The organism is Vallitalea sediminicola, assembly GCF_054408565.1.
The window spans coordinates 123248-148616 of record NZ_BTPT01000046.1; the positions used below are offsets into that span (position 1 = coordinate 123248).

Annotated in this window: 18 protein-coding genes; 17 read left to right on the plus strand and 1 reads right to left on the minus strand. The window is 31.3% G+C overall.

Annotation, left to right across the window (positions count from 1 at the left end):
- The first annotated feature begins 5 nt into the window (after window positions 1–5).
- From ACX6CF_RS18925 to ablB, 12 genes are all read left to right on the plus strand, one after another.
- Complete coding sequence (locus tag ACX6CF_RS18925) at window positions 6–908, plus strand: ABC transporter ATP-binding protein (RefSeq protein ID WP_458787030.1); 903 nt, start codon at window positions 6–8, stop codon at window positions 906–908.
- Complete coding sequence (locus tag ACX6CF_RS18930) at window positions 908–2164, plus strand: ABC transporter permease (RefSeq protein ID WP_458786934.1); 1257 nt, start codon at window positions 908–910, stop codon at window positions 2162–2164. Before ACX6CF_RS18925 ends, ACX6CF_RS18930 begins: the two co-directional genes overlap by 1 nt.
- Window positions 2165–2310: 146 nt before the next feature.
- Window positions 2311–2796 carry a peptide-methionine (S)-S-oxide reductase MsrA gene (msrA, locus tag ACX6CF_RS18935; RefSeq protein ID WP_458786935.1) on the plus strand — a complete coding sequence of 162 codons (486 nt, stop codon included), beginning with the start codon at window positions 2311–2313 and terminating at the stop codon, window positions 2794–2796.
- 219 nt (window positions 2797–3015) lie between these two features.
- Complete coding sequence (locus ACX6CF_RS18940; protein WP_458786936.1) at window positions 3016–4455, plus strand: hypothetical protein; 1440 nt, start codon at window positions 3016–3018, stop codon at window positions 4453–4455.
- 17 nt (window positions 4456–4472) lie between these two features.
- Window positions 4473–5651, plus strand: a complete 1179-nt coding sequence (locus ACX6CF_RS18945) for a glycoside hydrolase family 88 protein (RefSeq protein WP_458786937.1) — start codon at window positions 4473–4475, stop codon at window positions 5649–5651.
- A 115-nt stretch (window positions 5652–5766) separates the two neighbouring features.
- Window positions 5767–6594, plus strand: a complete 828-nt coding sequence (locus ACX6CF_RS18950; protein ID WP_458786938.1) for an AraC family transcriptional regulator — start codon at window positions 5767–5769, stop codon at window positions 6592–6594.
- Between the two features lie 209 nt (window positions 6595–6803).
- Window positions 6804–7772: an ABC transporter substrate-binding protein gene (locus ACX6CF_RS18955; protein ID WP_458786939.1), complete on the plus strand. Its 969-nt coding sequence runs from the start codon at window positions 6804–6806 to the stop codon at window positions 7770–7772.
- Window positions 7773–7882: 110 nt separating this feature from the next.
- Window positions 7883–8734, plus strand: a complete 852-nt coding sequence (locus tag ACX6CF_RS18960) for an ABC transporter permease (RefSeq protein ID WP_458786940.1) — start codon at window positions 7883–7885, stop codon at window positions 8732–8734.
- 5 nt (window positions 8735–8739) lie between these two features.
- The gene (locus ACX6CF_RS18965; RefSeq protein ID WP_458786941.1) at window positions 8740–9912 is read left to right on the plus strand and encodes a quaternary amine ABC transporter ATP-binding protein; all 1173 of its coding nucleotides are present in this window, start codon (window positions 8740–8742) and stop codon (window positions 9910–9912) included.
- Between the two features lie 65 nt (window positions 9913–9977).
- Complete coding sequence (locus ACX6CF_RS18970; protein WP_458786942.1) at window positions 9978–10601, plus strand: TrkA C-terminal domain-containing protein; 624 nt, start codon at window positions 9978–9980, stop codon at window positions 10599–10601.
- Window positions 10602–10956: 355 nt separating this feature from the next.
- Window positions 10957–12198, plus strand: coding sequence for a lysine 2,3-aminomutase (kamA, locus tag ACX6CF_RS18975; RefSeq protein ID WP_458786943.1), 1242 nt, complete (start codon window positions 10957–10959; stop codon window positions 12196–12198).
- A 4-nt stretch (window positions 12199–12202) separates the two neighbouring features.
- Window positions 12203–13105 (plus strand): putative beta-lysine N-acetyltransferase, encoded by a 903-nt coding sequence (gene ablB, locus ACX6CF_RS18980; RefSeq protein WP_458786944.1) that lies wholly within the window; start codon window positions 12203–12205, stop codon window positions 13103–13105.
- Window positions 13106–13208: 103 nt separating this feature from the next.
- On the opposite strand, the gene ACX6CF_RS18985 is transcribed toward ablB, so the two are convergent.
- Complete coding sequence (locus tag ACX6CF_RS18985) at window positions 13209–15314, minus strand: DUF5703 domain-containing protein (RefSeq protein ID WP_458786945.1); 2106 nt, start codon at window positions 15312–15314, stop codon at window positions 13209–13211.
- 218 nt (window positions 15315–15532) lie between these two features.
- Between ACX6CF_RS18985 and ACX6CF_RS18990 the strand changes: the two genes are divergently transcribed.
- The 5 genes from ACX6CF_RS18990 (at window position 15533) to ACX6CF_RS19010 (ending at window position 25297) form a co-directional block, all read left to right on the plus strand.
- Window positions 15533–19129: a carbohydrate-binding protein gene (locus ACX6CF_RS18990; protein ID WP_458786946.1), complete on the plus strand. Its 3597-nt coding sequence runs from the start codon at window positions 15533–15535 to the stop codon at window positions 19127–19129.
- 718 nt (window positions 19130–19847) lie between these two features.
- On the plus strand, window positions 19848–21389 hold the full coding sequence (locus ACX6CF_RS18995; RefSeq protein ID WP_458786947.1) for a response regulator transcription factor: 1542 nt from the start codon (window positions 19848–19850) through the stop codon (window positions 21387–21389).
- A 17-nt stretch (window positions 21390–21406) separates the two neighbouring features.
- The gene (locus tag ACX6CF_RS19000; protein ID WP_458786948.1) at window positions 21407–23206 is read left to right on the plus strand and encodes a sensor histidine kinase; all 1800 of its coding nucleotides are present in this window, start codon (window positions 21407–21409) and stop codon (window positions 23204–23206) included.
- Window positions 23207–23445: 239 nt separating this feature from the next.
- The gene (locus ACX6CF_RS19005; RefSeq protein ID WP_458786949.1) at window positions 23446–24369 is read left to right on the plus strand and encodes an ABC transporter permease; all 924 of its coding nucleotides are present in this window, start codon (window positions 23446–23448) and stop codon (window positions 24367–24369) included.
- A 28-nt stretch (window positions 24370–24397) separates the two neighbouring features.
- Entirely contained in the window at window positions 24398–25297 is a 900-nt protein-coding gene (locus ACX6CF_RS19010) for a carbohydrate ABC transporter permease (protein WP_458786950.1), read from the plus strand.
- Window positions 25298–25369 lie beyond the last annotated feature (72 nt).

A 25369-nucleotide genomic window follows, 5' to 3' on the forward strand; every position in this document is an offset into this window, starting at 1 on the left:
ATTCAATGGAATTAACACTTGATCGACTTACCAAACAATTTGGTAACAAGATAGCTATAGAACGATTATCTACAACATTAAAACCGGGTATATATGGACTTTTAGGAGCCAATGGCGCTGGGAAAACAACGCTAATGCGTATGATATGCGGTGTTTTAACTCCCACATCAGGTGAAGTTTTACTTGATGGCAACAGCATAGATGACATGGGTGAAAGCTATAGAAATTTGCTTGGGTATCTTCCCCAGGATTTTGGGTATTACCCAGATTTTACTGGGAAAGAATTTATGCATTATATTGCTGCATTAAAAGGAATTAATAAACGAAAAGCAATAATACGAACAAAAGAGTTATTAGAATTTGTTGGATTGACTGATGTGGCTAGTAAAAAAATACGTACCTTTTCTGGGGGGATGAAACAACGTTTAGGGATTGCTCAAGCAGTTCTGAATAATCCTAAAATATTGATATTGGATGAACCTACAGCCGGTCTTGATCCAAAAGAGCGTGTGCGTTTTCGTAACTTGATCTCTAATTTTTCCAAAGATAAGATTATTATTTTATCGACTCATATTGTATCTGATGTTGAGTACATAGCTGATAAAATATTAATGATAAAAAAAGGTACATTGCTTATGACTGGAGCCGTTGATGAGCTGATAGCCATTGCAAATGGAAATGTATGGAGTTGTATTGTTCCACAAAATCAAGTAGAACAATATGAAAGTCAATATTGTGTTGGTAATTTACATCATAATGGTGAAAATGTAGAGTTGCGCATCATTGCTGAAAATAAGCCCGTAAGTGGAGCAAAACCAGTAGAAGCAACGTTAGAAGATTTATACCTTTATTATTTTCAAGACCAACAAAGTGGTAAGAGCCCAGAAAAGAAAGTAGGTGGAAAATAATGATAATGCTGTTTAAGTTTGAACTGAAGAAAATATTTCGACGCAAATCATCTTTCGGTGCTTTAATCGGTGTGCTCCTATATGTTTTTCTATTAGCGATTGTGTTTGTATCTGAAAACTCTTATGTTGATCAAAATGGTAATGAGGTAAGTGGATTATCTGCTATTAACTTAAAAAAAGAGCAAATGCTAGTTTGGGAAGGCAGCTTGACAACGGATAAATTGGATTCAGTTCTTACTAACTATCAAACAATATGTAATAATAAAGAGAACTATGTTTCAGATGGTAATGGTGGCTCTTGCATCAGCGATGAAGCTTATGGGAAGTATCTTCAAAAGGACCAAGAAGTTGCTGATCTTATTCGAAGAGTATTTTCCGGTGCTAATAACTATGATTACTATATTTTATCCAGTCTATCCAGTGAGGATATGAGTAGATTTTATGAGCAAAGATATGACTTAGTCAATGATATCTTGAACATGAATTATTCCTATGGAAGATATTCAGATGCAGAAAAAGAATATTTTTTGCAATTGAACAAAAAAATAGATACTCCTTATCATTTTGCCTATACGGATGGTTGGTTTGACATACTTTCCAAAGGTCTAGGAATATTATTGTTGGTAATTGCTTTTGCAGTATGTGTATGTATTTCTCCGATATTTGCTTCCGAATATAAGAGCGGTGCTGCTTCTATTATTCTATCTTCACGATACGGAAAAGGAAAAGTTATTACATCAAAAATACTTGCATGCACCTTTTTTACCACAATTGTATATTTTGGTGGAACATTGATTTTTACATTGTTGATGCTATGTTGCTATGGAAGTACAGGATGGAATGCTAACCTGCAGATCATTTCACTGATTGCCCCTTATCCACTGACAATATTTCAAGTCTATCTATATGGATTAATTATTGGTTATGTGATAAACCTAGCTGTAATTGCATTAGTAATGTTACTGTCTTCACGTATGAAAACATCTTATGCTGTTATCATTGTTAGTGCATTGTGTCTTTTTGTTCCTCTATTCATACCAAACAGCAAGACCAACTTGTTAATAAGGCAAATCACATCCCTATTACCAGCAAATGCCATGAACACCTTCCTTGTTTTTAGCGTATATGATGTTTACAATTTTTTTGGAAAACTTGTTTCACTTCCTGTGGTTATTGTGATTACATCAATTCTCACGATAATAATTACCTTACCATTTACTTATAGAGGATTCAAGAAATATCAAGTTGCAAAATAAAGTTCCCTTATCAATCTTATTGACGGAATAATAATTAACCGATACAATAATAATAATAGTGATGAACGTATTAAAAGTTAGTTATATACTCAATTATTTTATAATAACTTGTATAGTAATTATTATTTTCAAGAAAGGATAATATTATGAGAACAGTTGTGCTTGCAGGTGGTTGTTTCTGGGGAGTTGAAGCGTATTTTAATCTACTGGATGGTGTGACATTTACAAAAGTAGGTTATGCCAATGGTAATGTAGTAAGTCCAACTTATGAACAAGTCTGTACTTCTACAACAGGACACTATGAAGTTGTATATGTTGAATACGATGATACGATAATAAGTCTTGATAAGTTGTTGGATGCGTACTGGCAAGTGGTTGAACCTACTGTTATGGATAGGCAAGGACCAGATATAGGTACACAATATAGTACTGGTATTTTTTATAATAATGAAGATGATAAAAAGATTATCGAAGTTTCCAGAAACAGAGAGCAGCAAAAATATGATTCACCTATAATGACTGTAATAGAACCATTAAAAAACTTCTTCAATGCAGAAGAATATCATCAAAAATATCTTGATAAAAATCCTAATGGATATTGTCACATACCTTTAAAAAAATATAAAGATTAATCCATAATAACAAAAGAGTATTAACTTTTATTCATTAAATTCTAATGTAACATAAAGAATAAAATTAAAATAAATAGGATAATATTTTTAAAGTTTATAATGAACCCTAAATGTCAATTATTTAGGGTTTTATTTTGTTTATCCTAATTCTATAATTTAGTTAATTAGTAAATACTAAAATAACATAATTAGAAACGAACTAATCAGAGGTGATTAAAAATGGTTGAAAATAGTAATATACAGGTAGGTTCTCTTGGTAATTGGATAAAATCTTGGGTACAAGAAAGTGGAGCGATTTATGGTTTTCATAATCATTCAGTATGGGGAAGTAATCCATACAGATTACAAGACTTTACATCAGGGCATAGTACCTTTGCATCTCCTTTCTTAGCAGGTTTATCTTACGCACTTTCAAAAAAGATGAATGATGAGGGAAAAGCTTTATTAGACAGACTTATCCAATATCAAGCTACATCGTTCCAAGAAAATAATCAATACAAACACGTTGGATTCCAAGTAGGAGAAACTCTACAAAGTGGATTAATACATAATGCTGTAGCCAATATATCCTTGGGCTTAACTGCTTTTAATGGAAAATCCTATCTAAGCGAAGAAAAATTAGAATTAATTAAAAAAGCAATCTTAAAAAATCTTCTTGGAACATACGGATGGGGAGGAGGAAGACCTTCACAAGATAGTTGTTGCAATCAAGATTATGCAAGGATTTGGAGTAAATTGATATTCCAAAAAACTTTTAATGACAAACGTTATGAAAAAGAGATACCAGAAGATATTGATTTTATGATAAAGAACTTTCATAGATCAGGATTCCCTGATGAAGAAAGTGTAGCTACATATAGAAATATTTGTTTTGAACAAAATGATGTTGTTGAACCAGCAGAATATTATGGATTAATGATATGTCCTCTAATAGAAGCGTATGAACAATATGGGGAAAAGAGATTTCTAGACCAAGCTATAGCCATATGTAATCAAATTACTAGATCATCTTGGGTAGATGATAATGGAATGAGAAGATTCCATAAAATGTGGTTCAAGGTAAATGGTGAGTGGGAAAAATTAGATGACCCGATGTTAATTGCTGGAATGGGTATGAACCTGTTAGGAATGAAAAAATGTCTACAGTATCATGACAGCAAGGATTTAAGAGATTTCATTAATGAATGTAAAGAGACTTATTCCTTCTATCAAACCAAGAGAGGGTATTTTGTATCAGCTACTGGATGGAAAGCAGAAGCAGATATTGCACCTTGTACAGCTTGGCACGCTCATGATTTCATGTATCTAGTAGAAGATTCAGATTCTATTGATGACGACTTCTGGGTGGAATTCAATCAAACATATAATAAAACCTCTGCACTATTAGGTGATAATTGTTTATGGATTGAAGATAACACTCATTGGGCAATTAAAGATTACTATTCTAACGGATTATATACGGTTTTAGGAAGAAAGGATAGCAATAAATTTGGAGTTGACATGGGGTGGATTCCGGGAAATAGAAGTTTAGATAATAAATATACATTTACAGATGTACCAGTGTTTGTAAAAACCAGTAAAGAAATATTAGTTATTAATGATTCTGACAGAGAATTAGATATAGATTCCATAATCAATTTACCCATAAGGGGAAAATAAGAAAAAGGAGTAGAGCCATGACACAAGAGAAATTAATCCAATTAAAAAAATTATGTATAGACAAAACAACAAACAATATGGACGTGATTAAAAATAATCTCAGAGAATATTCAGCAAGTGAAGACGGAAATTACTTTAAAGAGATGTCTCTGAATAATAAATCTTTAGATTTATCCCATATATTTGTATGGACACCTTCGTTTTATACTGGAATGGCTAGTTTAGCTTATCAAGTTACCAATAGCCCAGAGTATCTAAAATGGCTGAATAGTTTTTATGATGAATATCATGATAAAGTATTTAATACACCTATGGATACAATGCATGACCTTGGTTTTTTATATACTCCATATTCTGTTGCATTATATAAATTAACAGGGGATGTCAACCACAAAAAAGTAGCCATCAAAGCAGCTGAAGAACTAGCTAAGAGGTTCATGGTAAAAGGTAATTATATCAGAGCATGGGGAAGGGTTGATGATAAGATACCTGAATACGTATCAGAAGAGCTATCAAAGAACCATTTCTTCACAGAAAGTAAAGGATTATCCATAATTGATAGTATGATGAATATACCATTATTATATTGGGCTACAGAGGTAACAGGTAATATGTATTTTGCTAATATTGCTAATGCTCATGCTGATATGACACTTAAATATTTTATTAGAGATGATTATTCAGTGTATCATGCATTCAGGTTTGATGAAAAAACAGGAGAACCTATTGGTGGTACTAACTATTGCGGTTATTCAGATGAATCATATTGGGCAAGAGGTGCAACATGGGCAATATATGGTTTTGTCATAGCTTATGGTTATACACATGACAAAAAATATCTTGAAGTGTCTAAGAAATTAGCCTATAAATACATAGAAAACATAAAAGAAACAATTGTGCCTGTATGGGACTTTAGATTACCAGAAGGGGAAAAACAAGCGAAAGATACTTCAGCAGCGGCAGTTGCAGCTTGTGCTTTTATAGAATTAGCAAAATATGATGATAATAAAGAATTATTAGATTGGGCAGATAAAATAATTGATAAGCTCTCAGATGAAGAATACATGAACCAAGATACTGACTGCAGCGGTATCTTAAAACAATCAAACGGTAGAGAATTATATTGGATCTGTGGAGATTATTATTTCATGGAAGCAGTATGCAAAAGACTGAATAATGTAGAAATGTTTTGGTAAAAAGAGTTGGTAGTAGAGTATGATTATATAAAGATGTTTAGAGCTGTTTCATAAATAATTTATGAGACAGCCTAATTTTTATTCAAAAACAAAGGATTGGTTAGGTGATAATAGAATGATAACTAAAATTACATTAGCTAGAGAGATTCTTTCCAAGTTAGTTGTTGAGGTAATCCATGCAGAATATTATCATTGTACAAGTACTTGGGGATATACTAATCAAATTAATAATTGCGATAAATTATATTTAATTATGGATGGAGAAGGATATGGCAAAATTGATAATATTGAATTTCGTGTTTGTCCTGGTCAATTAATTTTAATACCAGCCAATAGTTTTCATTCGTTTCATAGTTCTCATGGTAACCATATAACAAAATATTTTTGCCACTTTAAAGCTAAAACCGGTGATCTAGAGCTATTTGAATTCTTGAAAAGTCCATATATAATAACAGTAGATGACAATAAAAGCCTTATTGAATTGTTTGAGCAGTTAATATCAAGTTTCACAAGCAGTGATTATATGGGAGTATTAAGAGAAAACTCAGTATTATTACAAATAATTTTATTCTATCTTGAACATATTCCAAATGATGAAATTAAAATTGTAGAGACAAAATCAACAGAAATATTATCCAATGTAATTAATTATATAACCAATAACCTATCCAAAAACATTAATATAAATGATTTAGCCGAATTAGTTTATTTACATCCCAATTATTTTATAAGGTACTTTAAAAAACATATGGGAAGTTCTCCGAAAAATTATATTAATAAGCTGAAATTGGAGAAAGCAAAAGAATTGCTATTAACTACAAAATTAAGTATTGTAGATATATCCAAAGAAATTGGATATTCTGATTCGTGTTATTTCTCTAAGTATTTTAAGAAGATTACAGGTTTTACACCAACTGAATTTCGGGATATCAAGAATAACTAAAGATATAAAAGAATTATAAAGATCATTATAATTCTTTTATATCTTTAGTTTGTGGAGCCTAATTTTACAGTAGTTGAAATAATATTTTATTTGTGAAAAATACTAAAAAACGGTAATGTACTTGCAAAAGTGACAACTTATGTGTATAATAAGAAATGTCAGTAGAAACAACTTGTAAAGGAAAACAAATTGTCACATAGGAGGATTATATGAAAAAGAAATTAATTATGATTATAATGAGTGTTTTATTAATCATATCACTTACAGCATGTGCAACAAAAGAGAAAAAAATAGTGATTGGAGAAGGAGATTGGGATAGTAATACATTTCATGATCAAATAGTGAAAATTATTATAGAAGAAGGTTATGGTGTTGAAGTTGATATCGTAACTGCAGATACATCGGTGATGGTGTCAGGATTAAAAACAAAAGATATTGATGCAGTTCTAGAATTATGGTCAGATAATGTGCTCACATATAAAGACGATATTGCAAATAAAGAGTATGTTGAGCTAGCAGTCAATTATGATGATAACATGCAAGGCTTATATGTACCAACATATTTGGTTGAAGGCGAAGACGCTTTAGCTCCTGATTTGAAATCAGTAAAAGATCTTAATAAATACGCTGATTTATTCCCGGATCCAGAAGAATCAGGAAAAGGTATTATCTACGGTGGACCAGAAGGATGGTCAGCAACGTTAATGCTTCATAATAAAATGGAAGTTTACGGATTAAGCGATAACTTTAATTTTAAAACAATTGATTCAAATGCTACCCTATCAGCGACCCTAGCTGGTGCATATGAAAAAGGGGAACCATGGGTAGGATATAATTGGGAACCAACTTGGATAATGGGTTTATATGATATGACTTTACTAGCAGATAGCAGCTATAACGCTGATGACTTTGAAAAAGGTATTGGAGCATTTCCAGCTGTTCGTGTAACGGTATGTGCTAATAATGAATTCCAAGAAAAATATCCAGAATTAGCTAAGTTCTTAAGTAAATATACAACATCATCTGAATTGACAAGTCAAGGTCTTGGATATATGCAAACCGAGGGTGTTGAAGCAGATGTTGCGGCTAAATGGTTTCTAAAAGAGAACGAAGAATTGTGGAAAAATATGATAAGTGAAGAAGCTTATAATAAAGTAAAAAAAGCGATAGAAGATTAAAAACAGATATCAATATATAAAAAATAAGATGAATATATAATGAATAAGACATAGAGTGTGGTACCATTTTCTATGTCTTATTATCTATAGTAGATAAGGAGTGGAAAAAATTGTGGAATTTTCCGGAAAATTTAAGCTTTGAAATCAGTAAACCAATTGATGCTGTGGTAAAATGGTTACTAGTCAATTGGGATGGTTTTTTTGATGGAATAAGTGCGTTTGTTTTAGGTGTATTTAATATCGTTGAAGGTGCTCTAGGAATAGTACCTTGGTGGCTCATGCTGATTGGATTATTTTATGCAGGATTTAAATTGTATAATGTTAAAACAGCAGTTGTATTAACTGGTATGTTGTTTACAATTGGTTTATTTGGGTTATGGGAATTGATGATTTATACTTTGGTCATTGTTATTATAGCGGTTCTAGTATCGGTAGTTATAGGATTACCTATGGGAATATTAATGGCTAAATCTGAGGCATTTAAAAGGATAATGATGCCTGTTTTGGATGCTATGCAAACCATGCCAAGTTTTGTATATTTATTACCAGCAGTTATGTTCTTTGGTCTTGGTAAAGTACCAGCTGTTATTGCAACAACAACATACGCGGTACCTCCTCTTATTAGATTAACATATTTAGGAATATCAACAGTGGATAAAGAGGTTATAGAAGCTGGTAAGTCTTTTGGATCAACTACAAAGCAGATGTTATTGAAGATTGAATTCCCACAAGCATTATCATCAATTATGACAGGCATTAATCAAACAACAATGATGGCAATGGCTATGGTTGTAATAGCTTCTATGATTGGAGCAGAAGGTATTGGAGCCCAAGTATTGATTTCTATTCGAAGAATGGAAGTTGGTAAAGGTTTTCAAGCTGGGTTAGCCATTGTATTTCTAGCGATAATTCTAGACAGAGTATTGCAAGGGGCTGCCAATAGACTTAAGGAAGCGGAGTGATAAAATTGGGAAAGAATAAAGTAGAAATTAAAAACTTAACTCTTGTTTTTGGGAATAAAAAAGAACGTGCATTGAAGATGTTGGATGAAGGAAAATCAATACAAGAGATACGTGAAAAGACAGGCTTAGCAGTTGGTGTTAATAATATAAGTCTTGATATAGAAGATGGAGAAATGTTTGTTATCGTAGGCTTATCAGGTAGTGGTAAGTCATCACTTATTCGTTGCATGAACATGCTGAATATACCTACGAAAGGTGAATTGTTAATTGATGGTGAGAATATATGTAACTATAACAAGGGTCAATTACAAAAATTAAGAAGGAATAAAGTAGCTATGGTATTTCAACATTTTGGTTTGCTAAGCCATAGAAGCGTTTTGAAAAATGTTGAATATGGACTAGAGGTACAAGATGTTCCGAAAGAAGAGAGAGCTAAAAAAGCAAAAGAAGCAATAAAACTTGTAGGTCTAGAAGGATGGGAAAATTATTTTCCTAGACAATTAAGTGGAGGTATGAAACAGAGAGTTGGTTTAGCTAGAGCATTAACCAATGAACCAGAAATTCTATTGATGGATGAACCATTCAGTGCTCTTGATCCGTTGATTAGAAGAGACATGCAAACTGAACTTCTAAGTATTGAAGATTATATGGATAAGACAATCATTTTTATCACTCATGATATGAACGAAGCCTTTCGGTTGGGTGATAGAGTTGCTTTATTAAAAGATGGTGAATTAGTACAGGTTGGAAAGCCTAGGGATTTTTTTGAAAATCCTGCTAATGATTATGTAAGTAGTTTTATTGAAGATGTTGATAAATCAAGAATTCTAAGAGTTAAGACGGTTATGAGAGAACCTATCGTCTTGGCGAAACTAGGGGATAAAACAGACAAAATAATGGAAGAGCTTAAAAATAAAGATAGAGATTTTTGTTATGTTATCGGAGACAAGCAAGAGCTGTTAGGTTATGTTGAAATCGATACTATCAGCAAGCATCTAGGTCATGAGATTGATTCTTTTGTCGTTGAAGAAGTGGAGAGCATTAATCGTAATGCATTTGTTTTTGAAACGTTTTCTAAATTAGATGAAAGTGATATTGATGTTGCAGTAACTGATAAAAGGAACCGTTTACGTGGTGTTATTGATCACCAAGATATTGTTTCAGCCTTGACTCACTAATTATTATTGAAAAAATAGAAATAATAGAGTATAATTAGTTGATAAAATTGTGAGGAGGTGTATATATGCCAAGGAAAAATTCAATACCAGTTTATATGAAAGTTGCTGTAGATGTTGCATCTAGAATTTCTAGAGAAGAAATCACTAAAGACAAGAAAATTAGTGGTAGATCTACGTTGGCAGGAGAGTATAATGTGTCTCCTGAAACCATTAGAAAAGCAATGCGTTTATTATCAGATATGAACATTGTTGAAGTAAAACATGGTAATGGTATATATGTATCATCTGTTTCTCGTGCTGAAGAATTCATTGAAAGATATAGAATTAGAGCTAGCGTCAACGAATTAAAAGAAGAACTTGTCGAGCTGATGAAAAAACGAGATGATATTGAAGATAAAATAAATAAAACGGTGAACGCAATTGTTGATTATACAAGTAGATTTAAAAATACTGAGCATGTAACAGTTTATGAGCATTATTTAAATTATGACTCAAGTATATTTGATATGACACTTGATGAACTGGATATGAGGAATAATACAGGGATTACTGTAGTTGGAATAAAAAGAGAGGGTAGAATTATTCTCTCACCGTCACCAGAAGAAAAGCTACGTGTTAACGATAAGCTATTATTCGTTGGTGATCCAAGTTCGACCATGCGTTTATCAGAATATATTATATCATTATAAGGATGATGTAATTTTATGATAGTTTAAAAAGGATTTAAAGTATTAGATGAAGTAATGACATGAGTATCTGATTTATGAGCTTCTCTACGCAGACTAATAGTAAGTGGAGGGAAGTAAGTTTATCGAACAGAGAGAAAATGATCATGAAAAATCATTTAAAGAACTGGGGTTTGGTTAGGACTTATTAGTCATGGCCTACACTACATATAGTGGTGTAATACGAGCATTAGCGAAGTTTAAACACTCTAACTCTTATTAATATAGGAGTTTAGAGTGTTTTTTTATAGAAAAAATTATATTTTAAATCTTATGTGACACAGTTACTGTAGTTTTTAGAAAAAAAGGAGATCAAAATATGTATTTAGAAAATGATAAAAGTTGGACAGATTGGAAATGGCAACTGAAAAACAGAATTACAACAATTGAAGAAGTTGAAAAGGTACTGGATTTCAATTTTGATGAAGATAAAAAAAAAGTATTAAAAAAGACAATACAAAAATTTCCACTATCAATTACCCCATACTATCTATCTCTAGTTGATGCATCAGATTATGATAATGATCCGGTATTTAAGCAAGCTTTCCCACAGGTGAAAGAATTGGAAGTTTGCCGTGCAGATATTGAAGATCCATTGGGAGAAGAAGATGATAGTCCAATAAAAGGGATAACTCATCGATATCCGGACCGTGTCTTATTTCACGTTAGCAATGTATGTGCTATGTATTGTAGACACTGTACGAGAAAAAGAAAAGTTGGTGACAAAGAGTATAATCCAATGAAGGAAGATTATGAAGCAGGTTTTGAATATATTGAAAACCATCATGAAGTTAGAGACGTATTATTATCCGGTGGAGATCCTTTCTTATTGTCAAATGATTTAATAGACTATTTGCTAGAACGATTAAGCAAAATTCCTCATGTGGAATTAATTAGAATAGGAACAAGAACACCGGTAGTATTACCTTATAGAATAACTGAAGAATTAGTAGACGTATTATCGAAATACAAAAACCTATGGATCAATACACATTTTAATCATCCTAAAGAGATAACAGAGGAAGCCATTGAAGCATTGGATAAGCTAGCTAGCTGTGGTATACCTCTTGGAAATCAATCGGTTTTATTGGCTAATGTGAATGATTGTCCTAGGATTATGAAAAAGCTCGTACATAAATTGACGGCAAATAGAGTGAGACCTTATTACCTATATCAATGTGATTTATCAGAAGGGTTAGAACATTTCAGAACAAGTATTGGTAGAGGAATAGAGATAATGGAAAGTCTTCGAGGGCATACAAGTGGATTGGCAGTACCTACTTATGTTATTGATGCCCCTGGAGGAGGGGGAAAGATTCCAGTTATGCCTAATTACCTTATGTCATGGTCCACCAATAAAGCTATACTAAGAAACTATGAAGGTGTTATAACCACTTATGAAGAACCCAATGATTATGCGCAAATTGCCTGTGACCTTGAATGTAGAACTTGCCACTTGCAACTTAAATTAGATAAAAAAGATAATATTAAATCAATTGGAATTGAAAAGCTATTATCAGATAATAGTGAAATTATTACACTAACACCAATAGAGGAGTGACTAAATGTTAATAAAAAAAGATAAGGAAGTATTGTTAGGGTATAGTAAGATTCAACATGGTTCATTCAATGATAGAATATATGTGATGGATTATAAGCATGCACTTGATCCTTATTTAATTAGTAAATTAGATGTGATGGTTAAAAACTATAGTTACGGAAAAATTATTGCTAAGGTACCAAAAGAAGCTAGATTGAATTTTTTACGCAATGGTTTTGATGAAGAAGCTATCATACCAGAATTTTATAATGGAAGAAAACCATGCTATTTTATGGCAAGATATCACAATAAAGAACGAAAAATAATTGTAAAAAAGAATTCAATAGATACAATCATTCATAAGGCTAAGAATAATAAAAAAAGCGACTTGATTTCTATGGACGACAAGTACTACTTAACACTATTAAATGAAGAAGATAGTGTAAGGATATCCAATATTTATAAGCAAGTGTTTAAGACATATCCATTTCCAATACATGATGAAAAGTATATAAAAAAAACGATGGATGAGGATGTATTATATTTTGGTGCGATGGATAATGAAAAGCTTATAGGTGTAAGTTCATGTGATATGAATGTCCATGAAGAGAATGTTGAAATGACTGATTTTGCCATACTACCAGAGTATAGAGGAAATAAGTTAGCTAGACATTTACTTAAAATGATGGAAGATACTATGGGAAAATCTGGTTTAAAAATAGCATATACAATAGCAAGAAGTGCTTCATACCCAATGAATGCTACTTTCTCAGCTGCAGGATACAAATATGGAGGAACCCTTTGGAATAATACTCAAATTGCAGGAAGTATTGAATCTATGAATATATGGTATAAGCCATTAAACAATAAAAAAGGTATTGAGAATGATGAAGAATCTAGTTACAGTGTAGTTGTTAGTGAGAAGTAAAGTCATTCTGTAATGTTGTGACTCTATTATCTATATAAGCCTACAAGTATATGGTTTATTATAGAATAATAGAGTCTATTTTATTGTAATACATTATGATAATCTATTTTGGTTTATAGGTTTCTTCAACTACTTTTCCGAATTGAGAATGAAGTTTAAAATGGACAAACTCATCTTTTGGCCAAGCAGGCAATATATCTAATTTATCTGTATAGTCTTGTATAAGCATCTCGTTAACAGCAGTAGTCATGACTCCAATAGTATCAAAGTAACCACATTCAGGTATATCAGGTCTATTAGGAACTATATTACCAGGTGAAAACATCATACCACTAGGGAATACAGAGGAACATTGAAATTGCTTCAATAATAATTCAGAAGCTTCATCAGCTAATCCTAGTCGTGCAGCCCAAACCGCAGTCTGTGACCATCCGTTAGAGGGTTCTTTATGTATACGATTATTGAATGTATTAAGGGCAGAAGAATAATCTGGTAAATTTTTACCAAAAAGACCAAAAGGCCAAACCGCATATAATTCAGGATCCTCATAGTTTTTCTTTTCAATCAAATGAACATTATCAGCAGGCATAAGAGCATTTCCTTTTTGGGGTTTTTGCCATGTGCCTTGATATCCTTGATAATTATGCTCTTTAGTATTTTTCTTAAACCAATTTGTTCCTCTAGGTAGTTCAGGTAATAATACAAGATAACTTTTCCATCTAGTTATTGAGGATTTATCATATCCGTGCTTCATCGCTATATTAATAAGTGGGGGAATAACTGCTTTTAATCCTGCTATCTGATCGCTTGGGTTATCTGCTTCCCACCATGTTTCTAATGAAGCACCTTTCTCTAAAAATAACTTGCCATTCTTGATAGGGAAATGAGTAAAGAAAAAAAGAATGACTTCATCGGCTATTGGTAAGATTTTTTCACGTGCAAAAATACTATCATTTGTATAGCGATAATATTCAAGCATCATCATTAATAACTCTAGGGAACCTGTAAAATAATTTTTTATATAATTATTTACAACTCCTTCACCAGATCTACTATCTCCAATTCGGCTTCCACCCCAAGAATGCATTGTTTCCAGATAAATTGCTCCATCATGTCCATAGACTGACTGTGTTCTTTCCTTGGCATACACTAAAGCATTTATATACATGTCAAAGAACGGCATAATATAATCTAAGTCACCACATTTGAATAAAGACCAGTATTGAAGCCTTGTATTTTGAAACCAATAAGCCCCTCCCCAGTGTCTGCGGTCATAATCAAATAGAAAAATTGAACCATTGAACTTAGGAGGCAACGTGCCTGCCATAGATGAAGCAGTAAAATATCTATTTAAGTACCAAACTGCTCTAATGGATTGAAGTCTTGAATTTGATTTTACATCAAACTCACTTTTTGACCAAAAATTTTTCCACCATTTAATATGTGAAATCCTAAAATCCTCTAATAAAATCTTTGAAGCTTTTTCAATTTTGCATTTTAACTTCTTTACAAGTGTATCTTTAGTGTATTTGCCTGAATCTGCGGCAATTAACATCCTAACTTTTCTAGACCTAACTTTTTTAATAGGAATATTAGTCTCTTCTGCATTATCTACCCATACGGCTGTACCATAAGATAGATTCTTTAATGGGTCAGAAAAATTGTTATTGGTTACACAAGATTGAAAATTAATTTCATTAAAAGCTGAACATGTATTGGTTTCTGTGAAAAACATCATTTCATCTAAAAGTGTTTGTGAAACTCCTTGGCGCCAATATAGAGGACATATATTAACTTGACCTATACTATTCCTCATATCTTCTATATAGATAGATATAACATCTAATTCTTGATGTGCTACGAATTCAACCTTGACTTTTCCGTTTGGTGTATCTGCACATATAGTTACAATACCTTTATCTAAGGATAATTCTTGTTCATAATTATTTGCATTAACGAATGGTTTTCCTTCTATCTCGATATTAACTCTTAATAGAGAAGGAAGATTACCATCACTATCAAAACTTCCACCGTGGTTTATCTGTAAACATATACCTTCATCTGGCACGAAAACAACTGCTCCTGTTTTACCTGTACCAATAGGCATACATTGCCAGCTTTCCTTTGGACGTTTATTATAGATAATTCTCTTATCTTCATGCCAATAACCTTTAAAATCCTCTGTTCCAAAATAATTTTTAGTTTCCAAAATATCACCTCATTAATTATTATTTACTTAAGTTTATTTTAGCAAAAATAAAAAAATAATAAATGTATATAAAAGCCTTTATCATGTAGATAATTAACTTTCTGCTTTCTATTTTCCATGAATCTTAATTTTAGACTAATAGAAGTTAGTTTAGTACATTTAGATAGTTTTATTCAAGTGTTAATATTAGATTATAAAATAATAAGGAGATGAGATGTGTGGTAAGAAAAACAAGATTTGTATCTATATGTTTGGGGATAATTTGTACAGTTTGTTTATTGGTTGGAACGGGATTTGATTCCAATGTGGTATATGCATCAAGTAACATCTATTATGTTTCTGAAACAGGTGATGATGCTGATTTTGGAACTTTAGCTTCACCTTTTAGGACTATACAAAAAGCAGCTGATATAATGACTTCAGGAGATAGATGTTATATCAGAGAAGGGGTGTATAGAGAAACAGTAATTCCTGCAAATTCTGGTTCGCCAGATAATCCAATTACTTTTGAGGCTTATAATAACGAAAAGGTTGTTGTCAGTGGCGGTGATATTATTACCAATTGGACAAGGCATTCAGGTTCCATCTATAAAGGTGATATGGACTGGAATCTTGGAGGAGAAAATATCGTAGCGGTAGATGGTAATCTATCTAATGAAGCTAGATGGCCTAATGCAGGAGCGGATTTACATACAAAATCAGTATTAGCTACTGTTGATTCTGCAACAAATGATCCATTAAATGAGTACACTATTACAGATTATGATCTTTCATCATTTCCAGCAGATTATTGGAATGGGGGATTAATCTGGTGTTTGAATGGTCCAGAATACTATGCCTCAGCTAGTACAATAACTGATTTCGGTTCTTCAACATTACGTTTCGAACCATGGGCAAGGACTAATTCTTGGTATAACAGCAAAAGAGGTAATAAATATTATATAACCAGGCATCTGAATGCTCTTGATACAGCTGATGAGTGGTATGTAGATGGACAAAATCAAAAATTGTACATATGGGTACCAGGTGGTGATAATCCAGCTAATCATGTAGTGGAAGCTAAGAAAAGAACCTATACATTTGACCTTAGAAATCGTTCATACATAAATGTCAAAGGAATAGATACAATACTAGGTTCCATTACAACTGTTGATGCTAATCATTGTACTATATCCAATGGAGTTTTTAAGTACATTGACCAGAATCTAGATACAGGAAAAGATGCAGATACTTTGACAAAAGGTTTAGAACTAGGTGGAAACAATAATGTTATTAGAGACTCTGAGATAGCTTATACTTTTGGTAGAGGAATAAAGGTTTCTGGAACAGATAATCAAGTAGTCAATTGTTATATACATGATGTTTCTTCAGAGGCTAGTAATGCTGGTGGTATTGATGTATATGGTAGAAGACATCTAATAAGCCATAATACTGTATATAGACTTGGTAGAGGTAGTATGAGAGGAAGTATTCAAGATAGTATCATAGAATACAATGATTTTTCTTATGCTAACATGCTTACTGAAGATTCAGGTGTTTTAGCACTCGGTAGTATGGATTATCAGAACACAGAGATTCATCATAATTATGTTCATGATAATGCAGCTAATTTTTCTGATGGGGGACTATATGCAGATTGTGATACTAGAAACTTAATTATGTATCGTAATGTGGTATGGAACAATTCAGCTGTAGGATTACTACTGAATACACCTAATAATTTTGTCTTGGCGTATAACAATTCATTCTATAACAGTGGAAGTGAATCTTCATGGGGACAAAGTACATTATATGGAAATGATATGTATGGGGATAAGTTATTTAACAATATTTTCAGAAATGGAATATCTCCAAGAAATGGCTGTATTGTAAAAAATAATATAGTTAATAGGGATCCTGATTTTATAAATCCATCAAATGGTAATCTTAAAATTGCTTCGGATTCAATTGCAATTGATGCTGGTATGGTACTTCCCAATATCACTGACAATTATATTGGCAGTGCTCCTGACGCAGGTGCATATGAGTATGGAGATAATTGGACAGCTGGTCATGATTTTGACAATCCACCATATCCAGTATACCAAAAAGTAGATGTTCCATATATGAACAAGGTACTCAATGGAGGATTTGAATATTATGATTTATCATCATGGACTAAGACAGGTTATCACGGTGCAAGATTAACTACAAGTTGTAATTGGGATTATCATTCATCTAATTCTATGTCAAGAGGTCAGATAACTTCTGCTGTGCTTGGAGGAGGAGATGGTATTGAACAAGTTGTAACAGGACTTAAGCCATCAACAACATATGTTTTTTCAGCATGGGCTAAGATAAATGGGTATCATAGAAAAGTAACAGATTTTGATAATTCTTCTAATTCAAATCATTGGAATTATGTAGACGGAGAACATGCATATTACAGGGATGTACAATATGTAGGACCTGTAAGAGATGGGGATTGGGTTGCATTTGATAATATTGATTTTGGTTCTAGCAAATATGATACATTTGCAATTGGCAGAAATAAGACAGTTGATACAGGTTCCATAGAAGTGAGACTTGATAGCTTAACAGGTACAGTAATAGGAACCCTTGATTTAGATACATTCAGTGCATCTTGGGCATTTAAAAGTACATCTATCAATTCAGTTACAGGTGTTCATGATCTTTATCTTGTATTCAAGAACAGTGGAACTGGTGATATAGGATTAATTGATAGCTTTAAGCTCTATAATTCTAATATGACAGATGATGTACAATTAGGTGTTAAAGATTATGGTGGCAGTGAGCTTAGTACAACAATAAATTCAACTACTTGGGGTACTGCTGAAAATAAATTCCAGTTTACTACAGGAGCTGAAAATACAACTGCTACAATCTATGCCTATAAACCAGATGGTGATTATTATGCATATGTAGACGATTTCGGAGTTATTGAGGAATTACCTGAAAATGTATATGATTCAGAACTCATATCCAATCTTAATGTTAATGATACAGACAATGCTATACATTGGTCAGAAAAAGGAAATCTGCAACCAGGTTCAACACAATTTGGTGATAGAGGATATACAGTCTCCACTGTACCTGACTGTGTACTAGATTCCGATAGGATAATGACAGCCATAGAATCCTCCACATACACAGGAGATACACTAGTAACATTTACAGTAGATTCAGATGTAGAAGTATACGTAGGATATCCTGATGAAGCACCAACACCTTCGTGGTTATCTACATGGACAGATACAGGAGAAGATATTACCAATGATTACTCAAAAGTATTTAGCTTGTATAAAAAAGTATACTCATCAGGTTCAACTGTAACATTAGGTGCTCATGAAAGTAACCTCTGGATGTATATGATTATGGTAAAAGACATAGCCGTACCAATACCTAAAATATCAAATCTAAGTGTGAACGATACTGAAAATGCAGCTGATTGGTCAATTATGTCTAACCTACAATCAGGAGATGAACAATTCGGTGATAGAACATATATAATCTCATCACTACCATCCACTATTGAAGGAAGTGATTGGATTAAAACAGCCATAGAATCCTACGCATACACAGGCAATCCACTAGTAACATTTACAGTAAATTCAGATGTAGAAGTATATATAGGGTATCCCGACGAAGCACCAACACCCACATGGCTATCTACATGGACAGATACCCAAGAAGACATAATCAATGATCATTCAAAAACATTTAGTTTACATAAAAAAACATATACATCAGGTTCAACAGTATCACTAAGCGCCCACGAGAGTAATCTCTGGATGTATATGATAATTATAAAGTAATCTAAGATTTCAAAAGGTAAATGCATTTTACATAAAATTAATCAGAAAAGATGATTTCTAACTATTGAAGTCATCTTTCTTGACGTATAAGAAACCCCTATGAAATACATACATAAGGTATATAATAGGAAAGGTTGATTAAAATACCGAGCTTAGATAGTATTGGGGAATATGGAGCAGTGAGCCATGGACGGCGAACTCAGCAATTTAAACACGGATGTTTAATTAGCTGACGTAATATTCCCCAATACTATATAAGCGACTGTTAGCTACATAATTTTAATAAATATAAAAAGCTATAAAGTTAAGATAATGAGTTCATGTTAATATTAGATACCTTAATAACAAAATAAAGTTAATTTATTGAACTTTATAAAAGATATTATCCTTGTGGGAATATTTTAATCCCTATAAAATTATTAGTATAAGTAAAATATGTAACCGTATTTATAAAAATCATTGTAAAAGGAGAAAATGTCAATGTATAAGAAAAGTACTGTTATGTTGAAAATTAGTATATTTGTCAATGTTGTTTTGGTAAATTCACTAATATATTACAAGTATCACTTTACTTAATACATTAGTAAAATTAGTACTGTTGAGTTTTGGTATTGTATTATTAAGCCTAAAAGTAATTTTACATTAAAATAATAAGATGATATAATAAAAAATCAGTAAACATAAATTACATATGGGATAAACTAAAGGAGTTGGTAAAGTGTACGATCTTATTATTGTCGATGATGAGGAAATAATAAGGAACGGGTTAAAAAGATTTATTGATTGGGATAGTTTGAACATAAAGGTAGTGGAGTTATTTGAAGATGGAAAAGAAGCCATAGATTATTTAATTAATAATGATGTTGATATTGTTTTAACTGATATTAAGATGGCCGATAAGACCGGACTAGATATTGCAAAATATTTATATGATTGTAAACCATATATCAAAACAGTATTAATTAGTGGATATAAAGAATTTGAATATGCTAAGAAAGCTATAGAATTAAATGTGGAAAATTATGTATTGAAACCAACTAATTTTCAACAAGTGAATGATGTATTTAAAGAGGTTGTACAGAAATTAGATAAAGAAAGAAAATTCGAGAAACAATTACCGTTGTTAAAAACACAATTCATAAATGATTTAATATACGGTGCTGTTAAGAAGAAACAAGATATTATTAATAGAGCGAAACTGGTGGATTTTGCAGACAAAATATATCATGAATGTGCATATCTTGAATTTAATATTATTAATAATCAAGCTTTTCTAGATAACAATTGGAATTATGGTAAAGAAAGATTAAATACTGCAATAAACAATTTTTTTGTATCAAAAAAAAATAAAATAAAATATTGTTCACTTTTTTCTGAAGATGATAATTTTATTATTTTTGCTTATTCTAAAAATCAAGATGAATCTAAATTCTTAGAAACACTTAATATTGAAGTAGAAAATATTTGTAAATCAATTAAAGGCTTTATGGATTTAAATCTTGAATTAAGCCATATTGACAGTTTTAAAAGTTTCTTTGAGCTGGCAAAATTCAATGAAAAGGTGCATATTAATGAAGAATTAGGTGATGGAAGCAATAACTTGAATATTAATGTAGTTGAGTATAAAAAGATAATTCAGAAATATAAATTGTTCTTTAGTAAAATAAATGAAGGCAATATTATTGAATTGGAGAGTCTGAATCAGACTCTGTTTGAACAACTATCTAATCAATCTACACAATTTTCTCAAAAAGTCATAATTGATTTATTTGCTAATCTTTCAAATAAATTTAGTCAATTAGATCTAGATATTATAACTATTACTAAGGGTAAAGTAAATTATAACTATATCTTAAAAATAAGCAATTTACAGGAGTTACAACAATATTGTCTAGAAATATTTGCTGACTTAGTTAGTTTTATTGCTAAAAATAAAGATCAATCGGCTGAAAAAGTAATTGAGAAAGCTATTGCTTATATCGATGAGAAATTCTACTTGGATATATCTTTGGAAGATGTTGCCAATCATGTATTTCTCAATTCGGTTTATTTTTGCAGATATTTCAAACAAAAAACTGGAGAAACGTTTACGGACTATCTAACTAAAGTGAGGATGGAAGAAGCAATAAAACTAATAAATAAAGGGAAATACAAGACCTATGAGATAAGTCATATGATAGGTTATAAAAGTAGTAAATATTTTTCAAGAGTGTTTAAGCAATATACAGGATTGTCACCAAGCGAATATGGGAAAATGTAGAAAGTAATGGTGGTATGATGAGAAAGAAAAATATGTGGAAATATATAAAATCCTATAAATTTCAATCGATACTTATTAAAAATTTTCTTTTGATTTTCTTGATTGTATTTATTCCAGTTATTGTAATTACCATAAATGTTCAATCTAAATATAATCATGCAGTAGAAGATGAAATTAAAACAGCAAATTATAATGCTGCTTTAAAAACACAAGAAACAATTGATCGAGCTATGAAAGATACAACTAGATTAGCTACTCATCTATCTATTTCTTCTGTTTATGATTTGTTCTTCATTTCTAATAAAACGTTTGCAGATTATTATAACATAATAGACATCATATATGATAGAACGAAAGAGTATGTTAGCTTAGATGATTATATTAGTAGTGTATACTTACAATCTGATAGTCTAGGCATATTATATGATTCCATTGATGGTGCAATTAATGATGTGGGAATCAATAATACAACTTTACAAGATAAAGATTGGTATAGAAAAGATAAAGATGATATAGATACTATTAACAGGTATTTTGCATGGAGAGAAATCAGAGAGGGTAAAGTTACTGGTAATTATGTTTCTGCTATACATTATGTTAGAAAAAGACGAACTAGAATATTAGGATCGGTTGCAATAAATTTGAAAGTTAGTTATTTAGCCAAAATGGCAGACATGCATTATTCTAATAATGATATAAAAACAATAGTAGTAGATAATGAGAGTGATAAAGTTATTATTAGTAAAAATTCTGATGATTTTCTAAAAGATGTTAGTGAGATTTATATATTTGATTCCATTGATTATTCTAGCATAGGAAAATCAGAAATACTTTCAGTGAATAATGAAAAATACATAATTACTAAAGTTAATTCACAATATGCTGATTGGACATATTTATCAGTTCTTCCATTAACAAGCTATAGTAACGATGTAGACAAAATATATAAATACGTTAAAAATATATTAATGGCATACATGATTATAAGTCTTATATTAAGTTATTTACTAACAATAAAAACATACGAACCTGTTAGCACTGTCATGAGAATAATTGATAATCCACAGATGTGGGATAGAGAGAAACATAAAAATAAAAATGAAGTCAAATATATTTCGGATAATATATTTAAAATTATTTTATCCAATACATCATTAGAAGACGAACTAAGGAACAAAATCATACTATTGGATAAAGCACAAAACAAAGCATTGCAATCACAGATGAATCCCCACTTTTTATTTAATACATTAGAAGCTATTAATTGGACGGCAATAGAACTCTTAGATGGGTATAATGAAGCTTCTGATATGATTTCTAGTTTATCTGAAGTATTAAGATATTCACTGGATGGAGAACAATTCAGTACGGTAAAAGATGAAGTGAAATACTGTAAGATATATATTAATATCATGAAAAAAAGATATAAAAACAAACTAGAAGTCAAATGGCACATACAAGAAGATGTATATGATAATAGGATAATGAAACTGACTTTACAACCAATTATTGAAAATGCAATATATCATGGAATTAAACCAAAGCGTGACAAAGGTATAATAGAGATCAGTTGTGAGAGCAAAAAAGATAATCTGGAAATAGTTGTATTTGATGATGGTGTAGGAATGAGTAAAGAAGAAGAAATAGAATTAAACATGAAAATCAATGATAAGTACCTATTAAGGAATCAAGGAATAGGTATGTATAATGTAAATCAACGAATAAAAATTCTATATGGAGAGGAATACGGTCTTAGGGTTATCAGTGACAAAGGTATTGGTACAAGCATAATAATAGTTCTTCCCCATGAAAAATAATTTATGAAACCTCTATATGATGATAATGATAAATCTATGATATAGAGGTTTTGCTTTATTTATTAAGATATTCTAATATTGTATACCCTAGTAAAAATAGTGAACCACAACTTTTTCCTATTGGTAAAAATGTATACCGCTTAATTAATTATTTAGAATTTAAAACACCTTTAGAAGATGATATTATTAATACATCGAAGCGACACAATTAATAATAGACAGAAAAGAAGGTGAGATTAATGAAGAAAACGAAGAAAACATCAAAGAATGCAAACAAGAAAAATCTAGAGTTATTAATATTAACATTACCTGCTGTCATAGCTTATTTTATCTTTTCATATATTCCAATGTTTGGAGTAATAATTGCTTTTAAGGATTATAAAGCACCAAAAGGTATTTTAGGGAGTGCGTGGAATGGAATAGAAAACTTTAAGTTCTTTTTTACTTCACAAGATGCGTGGAGAATTACAAGAAATACTGTTGGATATGCAATGATATTTATTGTAGTTAATCTTGTGGCAGGAGTTTTTGTAGCATTACTACTATACGAAGTAAGAAGCAGAAAAGCTCTCAAATTTTATCAAACTTCAATGATGTTACCAAGATTTTTGTCTTGGGTAATTGTAGGATATATAACATATACACTTCTAAGTCCTACTATGGGTATCTTAAATCAAGTAATTGAAATGTTCGGCGGAGAACCCGTTAACTGGTATTCAAAAGTGTCAGCTTGGCCATGGATATTAATATTAACTAATATGTGGAAAGTTATAGGTCTAAATAGTATTATGTATTATGCGGCCTTAATGGGTGTTGATAAAGCATACTTTGAAGCTGCAGAAATTGATGGAGCTAATAGATTGCAACAGATTATTCACATTTCATTACCAAGTATTAAACCACTTATGATAGTTCTTACATTATTAGCTTTTGGGAATATATTCAGAGGAGATTTTGGTCTGTTCTATGTTATACCAAGAGATGTAGGGGTGTTATATCCTGCAACAGATATAATTGATACATATGTTTATCGTGGTCTAAGAACTGGTAATTTAGGGACTACTGCTGCTGTAGGACTTTTCCAATCCTTAGTAGGGTTTGTAATGATTGTTACCATGAATGGAATAGTAAGAAAGGTAGAACCGGATTCATCACTATTCTAATTATCATAAGGGAAATGGAGTGAATAATATGTCAGTAGTAAAGAAGAAAAGGATTACTTATAGAACATGGATAAATCTATATTTTATAATAATGTCCATTACGTTTATTTTACCTTTCTTATTAATAGTTTCAGCATCTTTGACTAATGAAGATATATTAGCTAAAGAAGGGTTTAAGATAATCCCTCCGTTCATAGATTGGACAGGATATAAATTTGTATTTAGTAATGCTGGAGAAATTTTACGAGCATATGCAGTAACAACTTTTCAAGCTTTTTTTGGAACTTTTTTATCTGTTTTAGTTATGACTTTGTGTGCATATCCATTGTCAAGGAAAGATTTCAAATTCAGAAAACCTATTACATTTTTTGTATTCTTCACTATGTTATTCAATGGAGGATTAATTCCAACATATTTATTGAATTATAAATATCTACATCTTGGAAATACTATATGGATCTATATATTACCAACACTATGTTCAGCATTTTATATTATTATTTTTAGGACATTCTTTCAGGGGTTACCCATTTCATTAGTTGAATCAGCTAAGCTTGACGGTGCTAGTGAAATAAGGATATTCTTCCAAATAATATTACCATTGTCAAAACCAGTATTAGCAACAGTAGCGTTATTGACACTACTAGCAAAATGGAATGATTGGTATACAAGTTTGATCTATATAACCGATTCACACTTATATACACTACAATTTCTATTAAAGAGAATACTGCAGGAAGTTGAATTCTTACGATTCATGGCGAATAATACGCCGCCAGGTATAGATTTGAATTATCTGGAAGATATGCCAGTTGAGACTTTGAAATTTGCAATGTGTATCATTGCAGCTGGACCTATGCTATTAGTATTCCCATTCTTCCAAAAATATTTTGCTAAAGGGCTAACAGTAGGTTCGGTAAAAGGTTAATGAGTTAGTTGTAGGTATATTCCTATAATTATAGATTAGTTATAATTTTTAAATCAGATTCATAAATAGAAA

Coding starts and splice junctions, on each gene's coding strand:
- msrA (WP_458786935.1), top strand. CDS start 2,311: ATGAGAACAGTTGTGCTTGCAGGTGGTTGTTTCTGGGGAGTTGAAGCG.
- kamA (WP_458786943.1), top strand. CDS start 10,957: ATGTATTTAGAAAATGATAAAAGTTGGACAGATTGGAAATGGCAACTG.
- ACX6CF_RS18955 (WP_458786939.1), top strand. CDS start 6,804: ATGAAAAAGAAATTAATTATGATTATAATGAGTGTTTTATTAATCATA.
- ACX6CF_RS18940 (WP_458786936.1), top strand. CDS start 3,016: ATGGTTGAAAATAGTAATATACAGGTAGGTTCTCTTGGTAATTGGATA.
- ACX6CF_RS18925 (WP_458787030.1), top strand. CDS start 6: ATGGAATTAACACTTGATCGACTTACCAAACAATTTGGTAACAAGATA.
- ACX6CF_RS19010 (WP_458786950.1), top strand. CDS start 24,398: ATGTCAGTAGTAAAGAAGAAAAGGATTACTTATAGAACATGGATAAAT.
- ACX6CF_RS19005 (WP_458786949.1), top strand. CDS start 23,446: ATGAAGAAAACGAAGAAAACATCAAAGAATGCAAACAAGAAAAATCTA.
- ACX6CF_RS19000 (WP_458786948.1), top strand. CDS start 21,407: ATGAGAAAGAAAAATATGTGGAAATATATAAAATCCTATAAATTTCAA.
- ACX6CF_RS18930 (WP_458786934.1), top strand. CDS start 908: ATGATAATGCTGTTTAAGTTTGAACTGAAGAAAATATTTCGACGCAAA.
- ACX6CF_RS18970 (WP_458786942.1), top strand. CDS start 9,978: ATGCCAAGGAAAAATTCAATACCAGTTTATATGAAAGTTGCTGTAGAT.
- ablB (WP_458786944.1), top strand. CDS start 12,203: ATGTTAATAAAAAAAGATAAGGAAGTATTGTTAGGGTATAGTAAGATT.
- ACX6CF_RS18945 (WP_458786937.1), top strand. CDS start 4,473: ATGACACAAGAGAAATTAATCCAATTAAAAAAATTATGTATAGACAAA.
- ACX6CF_RS18950 (WP_458786938.1), top strand. CDS start 5,767: ATGATAACTAAAATTACATTAGCTAGAGAGATTCTTTCCAAGTTAGTT.